This is a genomic window from Paenibacillus cucumis (ex Kampfer et al. 2016) (assembly GCF_019748695.1).
Taxonomy (GTDB): Bacteria; Bacillota; Bacilli; order Paenibacillales; family Paenibacillaceae; genus Paenibacillus; species Paenibacillus polysaccharolyticus.
In genome coordinates, this window is the sequence record NZ_JACLIC010000019.1 from 62269 (window position 1) to 80927 (window position 18659).

19 protein-coding genes are annotated in these 18659 nt (G+C 45.8%); 14 read left to right on the plus strand and 5 right to left on the minus strand.

Annotation, left to right across the window (positions count from 1 at the left end):
• Positions 1 to 35: 35 nt before the first annotated feature.
• Positions 36 to 998 carry a GGDEF domain-containing protein gene (locus tag H7T88_RS11505; protein ID WP_221788531.1) on the plus strand — a complete coding sequence of 321 codons (963 nt, stop codon included), beginning with the start codon at positions 36 to 38 and terminating at the stop codon, positions 996 to 998.
• 325 nt (positions 999 to 1323) lie between these two features.
• On the opposite strand, the gene H7T88_RS11510 is transcribed toward H7T88_RS11505, so the two are convergent.
• Positions 1324 to 2142, minus strand: coding sequence for a hypothetical protein (locus H7T88_RS11510; RefSeq protein ID WP_221788532.1), 819 nt, complete (start codon positions 2140 to 2142; stop codon positions 1324 to 1326).
• 225 nt (positions 2143 to 2367) lie between these two features.
• On the opposite strand from H7T88_RS11510, the gene H7T88_RS11515 reads away from it, so the two are divergent.
• The 4 genes from H7T88_RS11515 to H7T88_RS11530 all read left to right on the plus strand — a co-directional run bounded on the left by H7T88_RS11515 (position 2368) and on the right by H7T88_RS11530 (position 7468).
• On the plus strand, positions 2368 to 4344 hold the full coding sequence (locus H7T88_RS11515; RefSeq protein ID WP_260510849.1) for an AraC family transcriptional regulator: 1977 nt from the start codon (positions 2368 to 2370) through the stop codon (positions 4342 to 4344).
• A 152-nt stretch (positions 4345 to 4496) separates the two neighbouring features.
• Entirely contained in the window at positions 4497 to 5531 is a 1035-nt protein-coding gene (locus tag H7T88_RS11520) for an NAD(P)/FAD-dependent oxidoreductase (protein WP_221788533.1), read from the plus strand.
• A gap of 266 nt (positions 5532 to 5797) precedes the next feature.
• Positions 5798 to 6451, plus strand: a complete 654-nt coding sequence (locus H7T88_RS11525) for a hypothetical protein (protein ID WP_221788534.1) — start codon at positions 5798 to 5800, stop codon at positions 6449 to 6451.
• 540 nt (positions 6452 to 6991) lie between these two features.
• Positions 6992 to 7468, plus strand: a complete 477-nt coding sequence (locus H7T88_RS11530) for a hypothetical protein (protein ID WP_090922478.1) — start codon at positions 6992 to 6994, stop codon at positions 7466 to 7468.
• A gap of 104 nt (positions 7469 to 7572) precedes the next feature.
• On the opposite strand, the gene H7T88_RS11535 is transcribed toward H7T88_RS11530, so the two are convergent.
• On the minus strand, positions 7573 to 8172 hold the full coding sequence (locus H7T88_RS11535) for a thymidine kinase (protein ID WP_090922476.1): 600 nt from the start codon (positions 8170 to 8172) through the stop codon (positions 7573 to 7575).
• A gap of 176 nt (positions 8173 to 8348) precedes the next feature.
• Between H7T88_RS11535 and H7T88_RS11540 the strand changes: the two genes are divergently transcribed.
• Entirely contained in the window at positions 8349 to 8561 is a 213-nt protein-coding gene (locus H7T88_RS11540; RefSeq protein WP_154888469.1) for a hypothetical protein, read from the plus strand.
• 40 nt (positions 8562 to 8601) lie between these two features.
• Here H7T88_RS11540 and H7T88_RS11545 read toward each other — a convergent pair whose 3' ends face one another.
• Positions 8602 to 8919, minus strand: coding sequence for a DUF2627 domain-containing protein (locus tag H7T88_RS11545; protein ID WP_090922472.1), 318 nt, complete (start codon positions 8917 to 8919; stop codon positions 8602 to 8604).
• A 234-nt stretch (positions 8920 to 9153) separates the two neighbouring features.
• Here H7T88_RS11545 and lpdA point away from each other — a divergent pair, with 234 nt between their 5' ends.
• The 5 genes from lpdA to lipB all read left to right on the plus strand — a co-directional run bounded on the left by lpdA (position 9154) and on the right by lipB (position 15074).
• Positions 9154 to 10578, plus strand: coding sequence for a dihydrolipoyl dehydrogenase (gene lpdA, locus H7T88_RS11550; RefSeq protein ID WP_221788535.1), 1425 nt, complete (start codon positions 9154 to 9156; stop codon positions 10576 to 10578).
• Positions 10579 to 10720: 142 nt separating this feature from the next.
• Positions 10721 to 11749, plus strand: coding sequence for a thiamine pyrophosphate-dependent dehydrogenase E1 component subunit alpha (locus H7T88_RS11555; protein WP_221788536.1), 1029 nt, complete (start codon positions 10721 to 10723; stop codon positions 11747 to 11749).
• Positions 11750 to 11751: 2 nt separating this feature from the next.
• Entirely contained in the window at positions 11752 to 12738 is a 987-nt protein-coding gene (locus H7T88_RS11560; protein ID WP_090922464.1) for an alpha-ketoacid dehydrogenase subunit beta, read from the plus strand.
• Between the two features lie 37 nt (positions 12739 to 12775).
• Positions 12776 to 14251, plus strand: coding sequence for a dihydrolipoamide acetyltransferase family protein (locus H7T88_RS11565; RefSeq protein ID WP_221788537.1), 1476 nt, complete (start codon positions 12776 to 12778; stop codon positions 14249 to 14251).
• Positions 14252 to 14366: 115 nt separating this feature from the next.
• Positions 14367 to 15074, plus strand: a complete 708-nt coding sequence (gene lipB, locus H7T88_RS11570; protein ID WP_221788538.1) for a lipoyl(octanoyl) transferase LipB — start codon at positions 14367 to 14369, stop codon at positions 15072 to 15074.
• 27 nt (positions 15075 to 15101) lie between these two features.
• Here the strand turns inward: lipB and prli42 are convergent, their stop codons facing one another.
• Positions 15102 to 15203, minus strand: a complete 102-nt coding sequence (gene prli42 / locus H7T88_RS11575) for a stressosome-associated protein Prli42 (protein ID WP_090922458.1) — start codon at positions 15201 to 15203, stop codon at positions 15102 to 15104.
• A gap of 81 nt (positions 15204 to 15284) precedes the next feature.
• Here prli42 and H7T88_RS11580 point away from each other — a divergent pair, with 81 nt between their 5' ends.
• Positions 15285 to 16424, plus strand: coding sequence for a M20/M25/M40 family metallo-hydrolase (locus tag H7T88_RS11580; protein WP_221788540.1), 1140 nt, complete (start codon positions 15285 to 15287; stop codon positions 16422 to 16424).
• A 119-nt stretch (positions 16425 to 16543) separates the two neighbouring features.
• Here the strand turns inward: H7T88_RS11580 and H7T88_RS11585 are convergent, their stop codons facing one another.
• Positions 16544 to 16681: a Z-ring formation inhibitor MciZ gene (locus H7T88_RS11585; RefSeq protein WP_090922454.1), complete on the minus strand. Its 138-nt coding sequence runs from the start codon at positions 16679 to 16681 to the stop codon at positions 16544 to 16546.
• 155 nt (positions 16682 to 16836) lie between these two features.
• On the opposite strand from H7T88_RS11585, the gene H7T88_RS11590 reads away from it, so the two are divergent.
• Positions 16837 to 17430 (plus strand): NUDIX domain-containing protein, encoded by a 594-nt coding sequence (locus H7T88_RS11590; protein ID WP_221788542.1) that lies wholly within the window; start codon positions 16837 to 16839, stop codon positions 17428 to 17430.
• 2 nt (positions 17431 to 17432) lie between these two features.
• Entirely contained in the window at positions 17433 to 18659 is a 1227-nt protein-coding gene (locus H7T88_RS11595) for an endonuclease Q family protein (protein WP_221788543.1), read from the plus strand.

The following is an 18659-nucleotide window of genomic DNA, read 5'->3' on the forward strand; positions in this document are numbered from 1 at the left end:
GACATGGTTGACGATATGGCGAGGGGTTGATTTATGTGTTTACTCAAATAGGTGAAATTGCTGAACCGATTCCAGTCGTACTGCCAGAAACCAAGTGTGATGCCTTATATCAACTGTTTAAATCCAATCCAAATCTGGAAGGTGTAGCGGTTGAAGGGAAAAAAGGAATTTCATTGATGATGCGAACACGTTTTTTTCAACAGATCGGCTCACAATATGGTTACAATCTCTACATGGGGCGTCCTGTGAAGCTGCTTATGAACCTAAACGCACTAGTCGTAGATTATTTGGAACAGATTACAGATGTCAGCGTGGCGGCGATGAAGCGTGAAGAAGCGGATCTGTATGATCTGGTTCTGGTAACATCTGGAGGTCGATTTCATGGGGCGGTGAGTATTCGGCGATTACTGCTAGAGGTTGCGGATGTTCGAGCGGAAATGGCGATTTTTATGAATCCGTTAACAGGGCTTCCTGGCAATCGAATTATAGATGATCGATTAGTTCAAGTACTTAAACAGGATCAGTTCAGTGTTCTATACATTGATCTGGATCAGTTCAAATCGTATAACGATAGCTATGGTTTCAAAATGGGGGACGAGCTTATCCAAGCAACGGCCACTTTACTCCGTGAGCATTTTGGGGTAGCAGAGGCTTTTCTAGGCCACATTGGCGGGGATGATTTTATTGCCATTCTAAACCACCATCAATACAAACAAGTCTGTGAAGATGTTATTGTCCAGTTTGAGGAGATCAAAAAAAGTTTCTACAACGAACAGGACTGGAACAATCAATATGTGATGGGTGAGGGACGCTCTGGATTGAATCGACCTATTCCTTTAGTATCGGTATCCATCGCAGTTGTAACCAATCTTTACCAAAAATATGAAAATATGAATCAAATCGTACATGAGGCAACTCGTGTGAAAAAAAGCTGCAAATCCATCAATGGCAGCATCATTTGTTCGAATGACATGGAGGGGGAGGCTGTGCGGGCCTAGTTGTGCCTAAACTTAGATACTACATAGGTTAATGTTAATCGTTTCGAGGAGAAGTAATCATATTGAAGCTTATATAGGTGGCAGTCGAATCACCCAGAGTAATTATCCATCCATGGTGAATGACAAAAAAAACGCCGAGATTTTGAGAACAACTCTCCAAAAACAGCGGTTGTCTGATTAGATGGATCGATACAAAAGAATCACAAGATGTGAAGCAATGAAGGATCGTTAGGTGATATAAAAGGTAATATTAAAACCATCTCACAATATGTATATTTTCTTTACAGGTCTACATCCGTTTAGGTCTAACCATAATTCACCTTCCTTAGATACGAATGTCTACAGAAGAATAAGCCGAAGTAGCCGATGCACCTGCTTTGTTTGGTACAGAGCTGCTTACGTGTCCTTTTTCTGATTGTTCTACATCGGGAGCACTGTCTTTCAACGTAGGTACCGCCGATTTTCCTCGGTCAATCTCTTGGGACTCTTCTTTGCGCGAACCTACAGATGAGGGGAACTGTCCCGAATCGTGACGTCCAGGCTTATGAATTTCGTCTACCAACTCTCCGAGCTTATGATTTGTTTTACTTATGTGGGACTCTAGCTCCTGCACAACTTCTCTTTTTTTCTGAAAAACAGTGCGTTTAGCGTTTTCCAGCATCTGCGTTTTGCCAAGATCGCTGTGTGTATCGTACTCCAGCACAATCCGGTCAAACCGGGTTTCCCCCTCGATAGTATAAATAGAACTTTGCATTTTATCCCGCAAACCAACCAGCTTTCCCATCTGATCGTACGTCTGACTATGCTTCATAAGATGATTCATCGACGGAGTCTGTTGCTGTTCTTCCGGCTTGGATTGTTGTTGCTTCGTCTGATCCATCTGTTGTAACTTGTTTTTCTCTTCCATTTCTTCTGCTTTAATTTGGGCTATTCGGCTATCAATCTGCGCAATGGAACTTGTTAAGGATTTTATGCGTTCTGCTTTTGTTTTGATATCAAGCTCATCATTGGATTTAACAATCTGGATTTGTTCATTGAATTTTACTTTCTGCTGCATCAACCCTTGAATTTCTTTATCTCGATTGGAGGTAGGGCTGGCTGGTGGGGTGAAACTGCTTTTGGTTACAGGTGAAATTGAATTCATTTTACCTTCTCCCTCTTTAGTATGGTCATGGCCTTTTATACATATATCGGTTGATAAGGGAGAGAAATAAAGCTTCTTTCTGATCACAAAAATATTACTTTACGTAAAGTATTGCGAACTTTATCAGGATAATTGATAATGGTTATCAATGAGTGTGTATGAGAAGAGGGTGTATGAGAAATTTTCAGCGGTTATTGTTTCAGGAGAAACGGGGATTGGAGAGAAATGATGAAATTAAACGAACAGATGCAATATTGGAATTATGCGGCCGTGAAGGTGCTGGATATACGCCGTATCGTCTTAAAGAACGAAATACAACATGGATCATATACACTGCCTGCTGCTTGTTTTATATATTCGATTCGAGGGTCGGCCGACCTTCAATTGAACGGACATAAGTATAGATCAGAACCATTTTTTATACTTCATGGAGCCAAAGGATCAATATTAAATATAAAGAACGATGAAGAGTTCGAATATATTATGTTGTATTACAGAGCATTTCGAGCATTTCCCAATTATCGTAAAAGGTGGTCGCAGGGACAGACTCTAGGTGCTCCGTTATCCTTACAATATGGATTTACACCGAGTAGTCCGTTGAAATTGTTACGATATCTTCATGAGATGGAGAAAGTATGGGCGCAACAATCAAATTTGAACCTGCTTCATACGAAGAGTCTGTTTTACCAATTCATTCATGAACTGATGGTTCAGCTAGCTGCACAAGAGGTTCAAACCGAAGTTGTTGATCCGGTGAAACAGACGCTTGAATACATTCATCAGCATTATAGAGAACAGGTTACACTTGATTTTCTAGCAGAACAATTCAATTTTAGCTCGCGTCATTTATCTATGCGATTCAAACGAAAGACGGGTTACAGTCCCATCGATTACTTAATTCAGACGCGAATCGGCAAGGCTCAGGATTTACTTGTACGTTCAGATGCAAAGCTTGGTGATATCGCTGCAGAGGTTGGTTATTCAGATGTATATTATTTTAGCCGAATTTTCAAGAAACATGTGGGCATGTCTCCAACCCTGTATCAAAAGAAGATGAAGGAATTGCGCCGAATAGAAGATCGTCCATTGCACGTATCCGAATCGTCCATTGGCTGGGCATTGAAGTCAAGATATATTGATTATGATAATCATTATCGATATATAAACGGAGGGTCCACACCAATGAAAAGAAAAAATTCAAGTTCCAGCATGATCATGATTGCAATATTAAGTCTAACGATGCTCCTTACGGCCTGTTCTTCAGGTACCGCCAATACACTTTCAGCTGGAGAAGGAACGGGTGCTAATTCGACTAACAGTAGTTCATCAGTAACATCAGAGACGGGAAGTCAAGTAAACAAAGATAAAGAAACACGCACGGTCTCGACCATAAAAGGTGATGTTATCGTTCCGGCTAATCCGAAAAGAGTTGTTGTGCTGTATCTTCAAGGTGATGTGGTTGCACTTGGAGTCAAGCCAATCGCTACATCGGATGTATACGACGGGGCTGCTTACAAGAGTGAGCTTGAAGGTGTAAATTCACTCGGTACCTGGTTCGAACCGAACCCTGAAGCGGTCATTGACCTTGATCCAGACCTGATTATTGTTCCGTCGGAAGAAACATATAACACGTTGAAAAATATCGCACCTACGGTGTATATTCCGTACGAGAAAATGACAACGGAAGAACGACTTCACAGCATAGCCAGCATTTTTGGCAAAGAGAAGGAAGCTGAAGTCTTGATTAACAACCTTAACAGCAAAGTGGAAGAGAGTAAAAAAACTCTTGCAGACGCTGGTATATTGGATAAAACCATTTCCATTATTGAAGGCGGACTAAAAGGTATGGTCGTTGTGGAGAGCAAGCAATTTGGTCGGGGTTCTCAGGCAGTCTATGAGTATTTGGAGATGAAAGCTCCTAAAGTAGTACAAGACAAAATCGATGTCGTATCAGACGAAGATGGCTCTACAATCTCAATGGAAGTTCTTCCAGAATACATAGGTGACTATGTGTTCCGCTCTGTGTATGAAGGGGCAGATGTTCTAACAGATAACCCTATATGGAGCAGTATTCCGGCAGTAAAAGAAGGTCGGTTGATCGAGATTGATTTTGATTTCTTTTATTATTCAGACATCTATTCCATCAATAAACAACTCGATTTTGTTGTAGATAAACTTTTGTCTGCTCCAAGAGCACAATAAATGAAGAGGAAATCGCGCACATAAAGTTACGCAGGAGGCGAAAATGATATTGTGATTGTAATTTGAACCCATTTCCATTAGACTTAAACGATAATGAGAATCAATATCACATGAATAACTACCATAGTCGAGTGGATGGAGGTCCTGTAGAGATGAATCAAGAATTAGAGCTTTATGATGTGACGATTATCGGAGGCGGCCCGGCAGGCATGTACTCTGCTTTTTATAGCGGTATGCGAGATATGAAAACGAAATTAATTGAGGCACGCGACAGATTGGGTGGACGGATGCTGTTTTATCCGGAAAAGATGATCTGGGATGTTGGAGGGGTAACACCCATCCTGTGTGAAGATCTGATTAAACAGTTGGAGCAGCAGGCGCGCACATTTGAACCGACACTTGTGTTTGAACAACAGATTGAAGGATTTGAACGTAAACCGGATGGCACCATTCTGCTAACTTCTGCTACAGGTGAGCAACACTGGACACGCACTGTCATTTTGGCAATAGGATACGGGATATACAAAATGGCGAAACTGGAGCTTGAAGGGGCAGACCGCTATGAAGTATCCAATCTACATTATACGGTGCAAGAGCTCGAGCCTTTCCGCGGTAAACGAGTGTTAATCTCGGGCGGGGGAGACTCCGCTGTGGATTGGGCGAATGAGCTAGAGAGCTTGGCTCAGCAGGTAACGGTCGTACATCGACGTGATCACTTCGGAGGACTGGAGCGGAACGTGTCGCGTATGAAAGAATCCTCAGTTGACGTGCGCGCACCCTACGCAATTGAGAAGTTACACAGCATAAGCGGGGATATGATTGAACAGGTAACCGTTACACATATGGAAACCGGAGAGACGGAGATGCTTGAAGTGGATGCGGTGATTGTCAATCATGGCATGAAGAGTGATTTTGGTCCCATTCGTGATTGGGGATTAGACTTGGGTGAATGGCATGTGAGCACAACCGAAAGATTGCAAACGAACATACCTGGCGTTTTTGCCGCGGGTGATTTCGTCGATTATGGAAGCAAATTGTATCTGATCGCGGGTACATTTACAGATGCAGCTCTAGCTGTTAACAGTGCGAAGTTATACATGGATCCGGAAGCCGAAAAAGTAGCTTATGTCTCTTCTCATAACAGTCGCTTCAAAGAAAAAAACAAAGCACTTGGTGTTGTGGAGTAGTTAATATTAAGTCGAAACAAGACTTGAACTTAAAATAACTTCGGGAATTTTCCGAGGTTATTTTTTGTACCATGCGCGTATGAAGTAGTTAGAATTGCACAAGATAGAACAGTCTTTAAACAGGTTTTGGATTGAAGATCAGCTCTAAACCGTCTATAATCAACATCTACAAGAGGCTTGCGCGTATAATAACAGGTTTTCACGTCTTGCATGCTAGCTTAGGGACTCAAAACCGGATTACATTTCGACAAGGGTGGAGTACAACAATGAAAAAAGGTTCATCATCCGGACAACAAAATACGACTTTCATTCAGCGATTGCTTCAACGCGTGAATATGAAACGAGTGAAATGGTCCGAGGTTTATCTTGCTACAGCCGGAGCACTGCATCATTTATTGGTCGAGGGCCGACGTAAACGTGCCGCTGTAAAAAGGAAACAGCAGGATATGCCTCTCAGTGAATTAAAATCGTTGAAGCTTGAGCCAGGGGACATCGTCTATACGCCAAGCTCGGAATCAACTTATTATGCCGGGCATATGGGCATTATTGGTCTGGACGGAAAGGTGTATCATGTGCATCCTTACGGGCCGGTTTTTGCGGATACATTGGACTGGTATCTCACTCGTTTTTATGAAGGAGATCGCTTCATTGTGTTCCGTTCCAAGCTCCATCAGGTGGGTATTCGGGCAGCAGAATGGGTTCAAGAACATTATAAGCAGGTAAAATTCTACCGCTTGCAAACGAACCTTCTAAGTGTCGAGCGAAATTATTGTTCCAAATTCATATATCAGGCTTATAAGTTTACATCCGGACTGGATCTGTGGGGACGAAAGTTCGCTAAACTGAAACAGGGGTTCATCTATCCTTTTCGCATAGAGCGTTCATCGGATCTCGACGTACTGGGCACATTTTATAAATAAAACGATGACTGAAAAAACCGATTAGGCCGCTGTTTCTCGGGTGTAGAGAATACTGGTGTCTACGGTTTTTTTTAATATGTACTGAGATTAAAACAGGAAAAACACCCGAAACGTCGAATAAAATATGAGATCGGCACGCACAACTTGGAATCGTATACATAACAGGTGGCGCGATTTTTGCAGGCCAAGGAAAAAACGACGACAAGGCTAGCGCATAAGAAAGAGTGAAGCGAATATGAATTGGCTAGGTTTTTTACGGAGGTTTCGGCGGCAGCAAAACGTAGTGAAGCTATCGGACTACACTCCAAAAAAGGAAAGGAGGAACTACTGTTCCATTTGCAGGAAACATGTGAAAAGGGTCGTGTATTATGCCGCTCCACAGGGAAATGTTACAGGTGTATGCAGTTCTTGTAAGACAATAGCAGATGAGAGAGGTATGTTTCCCATTTAATAAGAAGAAATGCGCTCAGGAAACAATATTTTTTTGATTTATGCGCGTTTTTGTAGTACATTAGCAAATGTATTCGAAGGAGGATTCTAATGTACTCAGGAAGACAAGACGATACTTTATACATCATGACCTACACCTTAAATAGCGGTATCAAGGGTACGGTTCCACTGTCTAATAAGCAGATTGTTGAATGGCTCGATTGTTATAGAAATGAGAGACGCTTCGTAACGGAGATCGGCAAAGAGTTTTTTGGGTTAAATGCAGGTTTGGTCGCAGACTTTAAGGTTCAAAATCATTTATCCGATTATCAGCAGACGATCATGCCAACACAGCAGCAGGATAACCTGGAACGTCTGTCCAGTGCTTATAAATCCACCGAGCTATTGATGAAAATTGATTGTAAATGCGGCACGGCCTACGTCACAGAATCTCCTTATAAACGTACCAAATGGTATTGCACGAAATGTAAAGAGATTGTATTCCTGGATGCCAAAAAAGGAATGGTAGAAACGTCACGTGGCGACGCATATTACATGACCAACAAATATTTTGTTTCCCGTGACTAGCGGGAAGTGATTTGGAGAGCATCGCACACAGCGGTGCTTTTTTGTGCCTGTTCTGTTGCTGACAATAAAAAAAAGCCCAATTGGGCTTTGGTGCTGAGTGTATCTTAGGACGGGCATTCCACTTTATGAGGAGGAATAAAGCAGCAACGACAGCGGGGCTCATAAGCCTCCGAATCGCCGATCATGACAACTGGACCCAATGTAACAGGTTCTCCGTTGACAATTCGCTGTGTAAAGGCAGCATCCGGGCTGCCGCATACCGCGCAGAATGCAGAAAGTTTCTCAATATCATCAGCCATGGCAAGCAGGCCACCGATATATCCGAATTCTTTTCCGCGATAATCCATGTTCAGTCCATCCACAATCACATGTTTGCCACAGTAAGCCAGTTCGGAAACGAGTTCCATGATGGCACTGCTGAAAAACTGAACTTCATCAAAGGCAACAACATCGGCATCTATGGTTTGATTCAGAATGGTCTCTACGGATTCCGGCGTTAATTGCCGGGGAATGGAATGGGCAGGAAGTCTGTAGCCGATCCGGCTTACGATCTCGTCCTGAGCGAATCGATCATCCTCGGCTGGTTTGTAGGCAACGACCTTTTTACGGCCAAATTGAATAAGTTTCTGACAACGGCGAATAAGTTCACCAGATTTTTCACTGAACATGGGTCCAGTAATTACGGTAATACGTCCAGTTTGCACGGTGCTGCTACCCCTCTCGCATACGGAATTCAAAAAAAGCGACCATTACAGATTACCACATCTTCTTTGGAAAGAGCCAGAACTAATATAAATCGGTTTGTGTTACTATATGGATGGTTACGATGTTGGTTCCGAAAGCTGGAGCCACTAGAGTTATCTGAAAAGAGGTGTTACCAATGAACGAAGCATTAACCTCACTGAAGCAACGATATGAGGAGCTGAATAAACAAGGCAAGCTGGATGAAGCTGCGCAGGCATTATTTACAGAACTACTGACAGAAGCAGAACGGCTACAAGCCAGCAATCTGACATTGCGCAGAACGATTCTGAAATCATCTTCGAAAGAATCACGCATGTCCACTAAACTTCGAGATGCCTTGTATGAATGAAGCATTTCTAATCATGCGCAGAAAACAAAAAAGCCCGGAATCATGAAGTGCTTCCGGGTGTTTCCATCTGTTCTGACTGTTTTTTGGAGCGAAAACGTGGTCCTACATAATTGCGTTTGCGGTCGCGAAACAGAATCCAGCCGCCGAGAAAACTCATGCCTGCCGCAAAAAGCACGAGCCCACCCAAGAAGGAAAGCCACTGGAATCCGGGAGCGATCAGGTCGTTTCCGTGCTCCGCGTAATATAGAAATAAGGCATCTTTCATCATGAGGAAGCCCTTCATGGCCATTAAGCCTGGGATAACGAGTATAACAATTGCGAGAAAGCGCGCAAAGACTATTTTTGTATTCATGAGCATTATACCCTTTCTGCCAGTGTAGACATAAAATAAAGGTTACGCTTACAGGGAATCCCTGCTTATATCATAGCTTGGAATGTACAGACTGTCCATGCGAGAATGGGTCAAATTTTGAGTTGACCGCGCAAGGAGAGTACAATGATATATAGAGGATATGAAAAGTGTTAAGGTACCATCGGTCATTTTATTAATATTTATATTCAAAAAAATGAGCATATAGAGGAGAACATAGAGATGCCAATACCATGTGATGTTGCTGTATTAGGTGGAGGAACGGGCGGATATGTTGCGGCGATCCGTGCTGCCCAGCTAGGCAAAAAGGTCGTTATTATAGAAAAGGACAAGCTAGGTGGAACTTGCCTGCATCGTGGATGTATCCCAAGCAAGGCGCTGCTAAAAAGTGCGGAGATGTACGCTGAGATTCAGGATAGCGAGAGCTACGGCATCGAGACAACAGGAACAACGCTTGTGTTCCCGAAGGTCCAGGCGCGTAAAGATGCGATTGTGGAGCAACTTCATCAAGGCGTTCAATATTTGATGAAAAAAAATAAAATCGAAGTCGTGCACGCCAAAGGACGTGTGATTGGGCCGTCGATCTTCTCACCACAGAGCGGGGCTGTAGCGGTGGAGTATGAGGACGGCGAGATGGACACGGTTGTTCCAACGAACCTGATTATTGCTACGGGCTCACGTCCACGTGTGCTACCGGGTCTTGAACCGGATGGTCGATACATCATGAGCAGTGATGAAGCGCTTCGCATGGACGAATTGCCTGCTTCAATCCTCATTGTGGGCGGTGGTGTTATCGGTCTGGAATGGGCCTCTATGCTGAATGACTTTGGCGTGAGTGTGACGGTGGTTGAGACAGCGGCTCATGTGCTTCCTGCAGAAGATGAGGACATAGCAAAAGAAATGCAACGTTTACTTGGCAAACGAGGCGTGCGTTTCTTGACTAACGCTAAACTGATGACGGATAGCTACCGCACCGAAGATCAGAACGTGAACATTGATGTGCAGCTTGCGGGAGATAAGGTAGAAACGCTGACGGCTGAAAAAATGCTGGTGTCTGTTGGGCGTCAAGCTAATGTTGAAAATATCGGACTTGAGAATACCGATATCAAAGTGGAACGAGGTTTTATTGCGGTTAACAAACACCTGCAGACTGGAGAAGGCCATATCTATGCGATTGGTGATTGTATCGGCGGGTTACAGCTTGCTCATGCCGCAAGTCACGAAGGCATCCTTGCAGTGAATCATCTTGCTGGCGAGAGCGTGCATCCGGTTGAAGCACATCGGATTCCGCGCTGCGTGTATACACGCCCGGAAGCTGCCAGCATTGGATTCACCGAAAAAGAAGCTAAGGAACGCGGATACGAGATCAAAACCGGCAAGTTCCCATTCCAGGCCATCGGCAAGTCTTTGATTCACGGAAGTCGCGATGGATTCGTGAAGGTTATTGCGGATGCCAAAACGAATGATATTTTAGGGGTACATATGATTGGCACCCATGTTACGGAATTGATCGCTGAGGCTGCATTGGCACAAATGCTGGATGCAACGCCATGGGAAGTCGGACAGACCATACATCCGCATCCTTCATTGTCGGAAATTATGGGCGAAGCGATGTTAGCCGTGGATGGAAAAGCGATTGGAATGTAAGTCAGACAACCCTGAGTGAGAAAGGTACTTTCCTTTTTTGGGCAAAAGGGATTATAATAAGGTTAAGCCAAGTCTTAGTACCAGGTTATAAGATCGGGTAGTAGGACTTGCAAAAGGCTTTGATTAAAAGGAGGTACCTCATATGAGTTCACAAGGTACTGCAGATGCGGTTCATCGACATCAACAACTGGGACTTACTGATGGAGAAGTTTTAGATATGTACAAATACATGCTGCTTGCACGCAAGTTTGACGAACGTTGCTTGCTCTTGCAGCGGGCGGGCAAAATTAACTTTCACGTATCCGGTGTAGGCCAGGAGGCAGCGCAAGTCGGGGCGGCTTTTGGTTTGGACCGTGATCATGATTACTTTTTGCCTTATTACCGCGATTACGGTTTCGTTATGGCCGTGGGTATGACACCGCGTGAGCTGATGCTGTCTGCCTTTGCCAAGGCCGAAGATCCAAACAGTGGCGGCCGGCAGATGCCAGGCCACTTTGGTCATAAGAAACTGCGTATCGTTACCGGGTCCAGCCCGGTGACTACACAAGTTCCTCATGCGGTCGGATTTGCTCTTGCTGCCAAAATGCAGAAGAAAGAGTTTGTTTCTTTTGTTACCTTTGGGGAAGGTTCAAGCAACCAGGGGGATTTCCACGAAGGCGCAAACTTTGCAGGTGTGCATAAGCTGCCTGTCATCATTATGTGTGAGAACAATCAATATGCAATTTCGGTTCCTATTCACAAACAGCTCAGCGGCAAAATCTCTGATCGTGCATTGGGGTATGGTTTCCCGGGACTTCGCGTAGATGGCAATGATGCACTCGAAGTGTACGCGGCTGTGAAGGAAGCGCGTCAGCGTGCTATCACCGGTGAAGGTCCAACACTGATTGAAGCGATGATGTATCGTTTGTCTCCACACTCGACTTCGGATAATGATTTGGCCTACCGGACGAAGGAAGAAGTTGAGGAGAACTGGAAGAAAGACGGCGTACTTCGGATGAAAAATTATTTGATTGAATGCGGCATCTGGGACGAAGCCCGGGATGCGGATCTGGCTTCCCAGCTTGCGCTGGAAATGAAAGAAGCAACTGAATATGCAGACAATGCGCCATATCCTAAACCTGAGGACACGCTGACGCATGTCTATGCAGACAGCGAAGAAGGGGGACGGTAATCATGGCTATGATGGAATATATTGATGCAATCCGTCTCGCAATGAAAGAAGAGATGGAACGGGACGAGAATGTTTTTGTTCTTGGCGAGGACGTTGGTGTAAAAGGTGGCGTGTTCACCACAACCAAAGGGTTGCAGGATCAATTTGGCGAGATGCGTGTCATGGATACGCCATTATCTGAATCGGCGATTGCCGGTGTGGCTATCGGTGCAGCAATGTACGGCATGAAGCCGATTGCGGAAATGCAATATTCGGACTTTATGTTGCCGGCAACAAATCAGATTATTAGTGAGGCGGCCAAAATCCGCTATCGCTCCAACAATGATTGGAGCTGTCCAATTGTGATTCGAGCGCCAATCGGTGGCGGGATCTTCGGCGGCTTGTACCACTCCCAATGTCCGGAATCCATCTTCTTTGGTACACCGGGACTCAAAATCATTGCTCCTTACTCGGCGTATGACGCGAAAGGTTTGCTGAAAGCGGCTGTCCGCGACCCGGACCCGGTACTCTTTTTCGAAAATAAAAAATGCTACAAGCTGATCAAGGAAGATGTGCCTGAAGATGATTACATCGTTCCAATCGGTAAGGCCAATGTGCTTCGTGAAGGTGCCGATATTACAGTTATCGGGTACAGTCAGCCATTGCATTTTGTTATGCAGGCCGCTGAGGAGCTGGAACGGGAAGAAGGTATCACGGCACACGTACTGGATCTGCGTACACTGCAACCGCTCGACCGTGAAGCGATTATCGATTCTGCCCGGTTGACAGGCAAGGTGCTGATCGTGCACGAAGATAACAAAACCGGTGGTGTAGGCGCAGAAGTGGCGGCGATCATCAGTGAGGAATGTCTGTTTGATCTGGACGCCCCTATTCAGCGTTTGTGCGGTCCAGATGTACCAGCTATGCCAATCAGTCCTACGCTGGAGAAATTTTATATGCTGAGCAAGGATAAAGCCAAAACAGCCATGCGTGAACTTGCAGCGTATTAATCGATAAAGATAGAACAAAGTTTGGAGTGATAAATCAATGGCTGAACGTATGAAATGGATCGAGGTCATTATGCCGCAGCTCGCGGAATCTCTGGTCTCGGCTACCATAGCCAAATGGTTGAAAAAACCGGGTGACCGTGTGGAGCAGTACGAGCCGATCTGCGAAGTCATTACGGATAAAGTGAATGCCGAGATACCGTCTACGGTGGATGGCATTATGGGTGATCTATTGGTGGAAGAAGGAACGACCATTGCGGTGGGTGAGGCCATCTGCCGTATGCAAGTCGTTGCTACGGATGAAGATACGGCGGAACAAGTTACACCTGTCGCGAGCGAGCAACAACAATCGCAGCAAACTCAAGTACAGCGTAGTGCAAGTCAATCTGCAACTACGGGTACACACGCAGCTGCGTTTGATCCGAATCAGCCGATGCGCCATCGTTATTCTCCTGCGGTACAATCCCTTGCAGCGGAGCATGGATTGAATCTGCAACATGTTCAGGGAACAGGGGCAGGCGGCCGGATTACACGTAAAGATGTGCTTTCTTATGTTGCACGGGGCGGCCAGGCAAACACAGAATCAGCGTCCGTACAAACATCTAATGTTGGTACTCAGGCTGCACAGGCTTCATCGTCTTCTCCGTTCAGTGGAATCAGAGATACCGGTGCAACTACGTCATCGATATCTATGAACGGTGTAACTGGACAGACAGTTCCTGCATCCGATGCGGGCGTTCCTGTGCGTCATTCCGGAATCCACCTGACCGAAAGTCCGAAAATTCCACAGATTGAAGTGGAAGGCGGCGGACAAGGAAGATCAGAATATTTTATCGATGTTACCCCGGTGCGTAATGCCATAGCGCGTAACATGCGTCAAAGTGTATCTGAAATCCCTCATGCGTGGACGATGATTGAAGTGGATGTAACCAACCTCGTCATGTTGCGCAATAAATTGAAGGATGAGTTCAAACGGAAAGAGGGCATTAACCTGACCTATCTTTCGTTTATGATGAAGGGTGTCGTCAATGCGATTAAAGATTACCCGATTATGAACTCAGTATGGGCTGTTGATAAAATTATTGTGAAGCGGGATATTAACTTGTCCATGGCTGTAGGTACAGAGGATTCGGTGCTTACACCGGTCATCAAACAGGCCGATCAGCGTAATATCGCAGGTCTCGCTCGCGAGATTGATGATCTGGCTCGCAAGACCCGTGAAGGTACGCTGAAGCTGGATCACATGCAAGGCGGTACATTTACAGTGAACAATACAGGTTCATTTGGTTCGATCTTGTCCCAGCCAATTATCAACTATCCACAGGCCGCTATTCTTACCTTTGAATCCATTGTGAAGAAACCGGTGGTCATTAATGATATGATCGCGGTGCGGTCCATGGCTAACTTGTGTCTTTCTCTGGATCATCGGATTCTGGACGGGGTCATCTGTGGACGGTTCCTGCAACGTGTTAAGGAGAACCTGGAAGGCTACAACATGGAAACAAAAGTGTATTAAGTTTATGATAGAATGACAGGAAAGTGTATGTGCCTCAGGCCGTGCACTTTTCTGGCTGTCTAGAGACAGACTTATTTTCATATATTAAACCATGGGCAGAAGGATGTGGGGAAACATGGGCAAACCGCTGAATGTGGCATACATACCGATGCTGGATTATGAAGCGGCATGGAATCTTCAGAAATCAATTGTGCAGCAACTGGACGAAGGCGAAGGTCCTGAACAGATGTTGCTTTTACAGCATCCACCAACCTATACCATTGGTTCACAGAACCATCCGGAGCATCTGCTGTGGAGTGAGGAAGAGCTGAAAGCGCAGGGCATCTCCTTGTTTCAAATTGATCGCGGCGGTGATATTACTTATCATGGACCGGGTCAATTGGTAGGTTACCCTTTGTTAGTACTTGGTCGGGATGAGGAGCTGGATCTGCATGCTTACTTGCGTAAGCTGGAGCAGGTGATGATCGATTATCTCGCTGATCAGGGCGTTGAATCTGAGCGCAAAGAAGGATATACGGGCGTATGGATCGGTGATCTGAAGATTGCGGCCATCGGCATTAAGTTTAATCGGTGTAAGCATCGACGTGGATTTGTGACGAGTCACGGGTTTGCTTTTAACATTACCTCAGGCATTCAACATGCTGGGTTTCAGGGTATCATTCCATGCGGAATTGAACAGTATGGTGTGACTTCTTTGGAGGATATCACGGGGAATTCATACACGGTTGAGCAGGTAGCCCGGGATATTGTACCTTATTTTCAGCGTATATTCCCATATGATCTGATATGGAGTATAGAAAAAGAAGCCCTCCAGCGTCTATAGCGTTAGAAGAGCTTCAGATCAGGGTGACTATCCGAACAGCAACGGTTCCAGTGCGATGAAAAGAGTGGAGCCAACCATAGCTGCCAGCATGAGATAGATCACAATTTTGAACCATTTCTTATTTTGCATGAAGAGAGAACTCCTTTCAGAACTTTTGAACAAGCCATAGTACCTGTATTGTACCGTATCTACGATAGGGAGGAAAGTCTAATGATTAATGAACAGCGTGTGATTCAGCATTTTATGGATCTGGTGCAGATTGATAGCGAAACAAAAAATGAGCAGAATATATCCAAGGTGTTAAAAGAACAATTCGCGGGTCTTGGTCTTCATGTCTATGAGGACGATACAATGAACGAGACAGGGCATGGAGCAGGCAATCTGGTCGTTACACTGGAAGCTGAAGGTGTGGCAGGTGTAGAAGGTGTAGAGCCGATGCTCTTCACATGTCACATGGACACCGTAACCCCCGGACAGGGAATCAAACCGGAGCTTGGTGAGGACGGATGGATTCGCAGTGATGGCACAACAATTCTGGGAGCGGATGACAAGGCGGGCATTGCAGCTCTGTTTGAAGCCATTCGTGTTATTCAGGAGAACAACATTCCGCATGGCAAAATTCAGTTTGTGATTACGGTCGGAGAGGAGTCGGGTCTTGTCGGTGCACGAGCAATGAATCCGAAAGATATCGATGCTTCCTTTGGTTATGCGCTGGATTCTAACGGAGCGGTGGGTACGATCTGTGTGGCTGCTCCAGCAAGAGCAGAAATTGAGATGAAAATCTATGGCAAGTCAGCGCATGCTGGAGTGAATCCGGAAGATGGAATCAGTGCCATTCAGGTTGCAGCCAAAGCGATTGCGGCGATGAAGCTTGGACGCATTGACGACGAAACGACAGCGAATATTGGCAAGTTCCAAGGTGGCTCTGCACTGAACGTGGTATGTGACTTTGTTCAGATCGATGCGGAGGCTCGCAGTATTGTGCAAGAGAAAATCGAACAGCAAATTGCCCAAATGCGTGAAGCATTGGAGACGACATGTCGCAAATATGGCGCAACCGCAGAGTTCCGCAGTGAGATTAAATATCCTGCATTTGGCTTCCATGACGACCATGAGGTGGTGCAACTTGCCCAGCGGGCGATTCGAAGCCTGGGGCTGGAAACAAGCACGTTTGCTTCTGGCGGTGGCAGTGATGCGAACATTTTTAACGGGTTCGGCATTCCGACGGCGAATCTGGCTGTAGGGTATGAAGAAATCCACACGACCAAAGAACGCATTCGCGCAGCAGATATTGTGAAACTGTCCCAGGTCGTTATCGCGATTGTGCAGGAAACGGCAAAAGGCAAATAAGTGATTGGGATATTTGATAGTCCATGAGACGATGTAATTGGAGCGTTGGTTGAAAAAAAGAAATGAAAGTCCGAATTTGGTGCAGACCGGGTTCGGACTTTTTGAACAATGGTGAAGCTCTAGCCTTTGCGTCCCGCAAGCATGTCGCTGAGTTTGGTTTCAGGGCCCCATTCACGCATCCACTGTCTAAGGATAAGCTGTACTTGTCTGGCTTGTCCGACTACATGCGCAGACTGAGGTGTGAGATAACTTTTCATTTGGTGAATCCCCCTTGGTTCTCGCTGTACGCATTAGACTTGTACACACGATAAAATTCTTATAGGCTCACCATATGCCTGAAATCACAGTTATATACTACATCTCAGTCCAATTGAACGAGTTTTTTACACATTTAAAAGGAGCTGAAGTACACATGAAATCCAAAACATCTGCTGCATCCATCTATGCACCTCAACCTGGGAATCCCAAACTTGACGAAGTGACGGTATCCACCAAGCCGATCTTTGAAGGCAAAGTGATTTCACTTCAGGTAGACACAGTGAAGCTACCGAACGGACAGACGGCGACCCGAGAGATTATCAAACACCCAGGAGCGGTAGCGGTACTGGCATTGAGGGGAGATCGTATGCTGGTCGTGGATCAATATCGTCAGGCGATGGGACGTACCGAAGTGGAAATTCCTGCGGGCAAGCTTGATCCGGGTGAAGAGCCGGAGGTGGCTGCAGCGCGTGAACTGAAGGAAGAAACGGGATATGAAGCCAAGTCGCTCCGTCATCTGCGGTCTTTCTACACCTCACCAGGCTTCGCGGATGAGATCATTCACCTGTATATCGCCGAAGAGCTGGAAGCTGGAGAGATGGCTCTGGACGAAGATGAGTTTCTTGAAGTATCGGAGATCACGCTAGAGGAAGCGTACAAGCTGATGGACGAAAATCGAATCAGTGATGCCAAAACGATGATGGCTGTGTATGCCTGGGATATTTACAAAACGACAGGACGGTTTTAATCATGCAAAATCAAAAGGGAACGCTACCGCTGTGGGAGCCGTGTTATGCGGATCTGCATATCCACATCGGACGCACGTCCCGTGGTGAGGCAGTTAAAATCAGCGGCAGCCGTGACTTAACTTTTGAGAATATAGCCCGGGAGGCCTCCACTCGTAAAGGAATTCATTTGCTTGGGGTCATTGATTGCCATTCTCCGGTTGTGCAGAGGGATATTGAGGATCTGCTGGAGAACGGTACGATGTCTGAGGTTGAGGGCGGCGGTATTGCGTATCAGGACACCACCATTCTGCTCGGAACCGAAATCGAGCTTCGCGAGCCTGAGATGCGTGAGTTCCACATGCTCGCCTACTTCCGTGATCTGGGTACAATGAAGTCTTTTACAACCTGGATGGCACGTTATATGAAAAATGTAAATCTCAGCTCCCAGCGGGTATATGTACCTGCTCTTGAGATGCAAGCGGAGATCAAGGCACGCGGCGGGTTGATTGTACCCGCTCACGTGTTTACACCGCACAAGGGCATTTATGGTAGCACAGCGCCACGTATGGGAGATGTGCTGGACACGAGCCTTGTGGATGCGGTTGAACTGGGTCTAAGCTCTGATTCCTCTATGGCGAGTTACATTCGGGAACTGGATCAGGTTCCGTTTCTAACGAATTCGGATGCACATTCGCTAGGTAAAATCGGGCGGGAATACAATGAGTTACAGATTGCATCGCCTTCTTTTGACGAATTCCGTATGGCATTGCTAGGGAAAGAGGGAAGAAGGATTGCGGCCAATTATGGTTTGAATCCAAGACTCGGTAAGTATCACCGGACCTATTGTGCAGCATGTGGTAGCGTCATGGATGAAAAGGATCTGTCTGCTGAATATTGTTCTCTTTGTGGTAGCCCCAAGCTAGTTCAAGGGGTGCTGGATCGTATTCTGGCTATTGCTGATCGTGAGCAACCGGAGCTTCCTGCTGATAGGCCACCATACTATTATCAGGTTCCGCTTGAGTTCATTCCAGGGCTTGGTAAAGCCAAGCTGCGTCAACTGCTGGATCGTTTTGGAACAGAGATGGCTGTCCTGCATCGTACAGATGAAGCTCAACTAGCCGAGGTCGTTGGTCCGGTTCTCGCTGAATTGATCGTAGCGGCTCGTAATGGTGGGCTGACATTGTCCTCTGGCGGTGGGGGCACATACGGTAAGGTCTCAACCAAAGAGCAGACATCTCAGAAAATGTAG

Coding starts and splice junctions, on each gene's coding strand:
- H7T88_RS11510 (WP_221788532.1), bottom strand. CDS start 2,142: ATGAATTCAATTTCACCTGTAACCAAAAGCAGTTTCACCCCACCAGCC.
- H7T88_RS11515 (WP_260510849.1), top strand. CDS start 2,368: ATGATGAAATTAAACGAACAGATGCAATATTGGAATTATGCGGCCGTG.
- H7T88_RS11520 (WP_221788533.1), top strand. CDS start 4,497: ATGAATCAAGAATTAGAGCTTTATGATGTGACGATTATCGGAGGCGGC.
- H7T88_RS11525 (WP_221788534.1), top strand. CDS start 5,798: ATGAAAAAAGGTTCATCATCCGGACAACAAAATACGACTTTCATTCAG.
- H7T88_RS11530 (WP_090922478.1), top strand. CDS start 6,992: ATGTACTCAGGAAGACAAGACGATACTTTATACATCATGACCTACACC.
- H7T88_RS11540 (WP_154888469.1), top strand. CDS start 8,349: ATGAACGAAGCATTAACCTCACTGAAGCAACGATATGAGGAGCTGAAT.
- H7T88_RS11545 (WP_090922472.1), bottom strand. CDS start 8,919: ATGCTCATGAATACAAAAATAGTCTTTGCGCGCTTTCTCGCAATTGTT.
- lpdA (WP_221788535.1), top strand. CDS start 9,154: ATGCCAATACCATGTGATGTTGCTGTATTAGGTGGAGGAACGGGCGGA.
- H7T88_RS11555 (WP_221788536.1), top strand. CDS start 10,721: ATGAGTTCACAAGGTACTGCAGATGCGGTTCATCGACATCAACAACTG.
- H7T88_RS11560 (WP_090922464.1), top strand. CDS start 11,752: ATGGCTATGATGGAATATATTGATGCAATCCGTCTCGCAATGAAAGAA.
- H7T88_RS11565 (WP_221788537.1), top strand. CDS start 12,776: ATGGCTGAACGTATGAAATGGATCGAGGTCATTATGCCGCAGCTCGCG.
- lipB (WP_221788538.1), top strand. CDS start 14,367: ATGGGCAAACCGCTGAATGTGGCATACATACCGATGCTGGATTATGAA.
- prli42 (WP_090922458.1), bottom strand. CDS start 15,203: ATGCAAAATAAGAAATGGTTCAAAATTGTGATCTATCTCATGCTGGCA.
- H7T88_RS11580 (WP_221788540.1), top strand. CDS start 15,285: ATGATTAATGAACAGCGTGTGATTCAGCATTTTATGGATCTGGTGCAG.
- H7T88_RS11585 (WP_090922454.1), bottom strand. CDS start 16,681: ATGAAAAGTTATCTCACACCTCAGTCTGCGCATGTAGTCGGACAAGCC.
- H7T88_RS11590 (WP_221788542.1), top strand. CDS start 16,837: ATGAAATCCAAAACATCTGCTGCATCCATCTATGCACCTCAACCTGGG.
- H7T88_RS11595 (WP_221788543.1), top strand. CDS start 17,433: ATGCAAAATCAAAAGGGAACGCTACCGCTGTGGGAGCCGTGTTATGCG.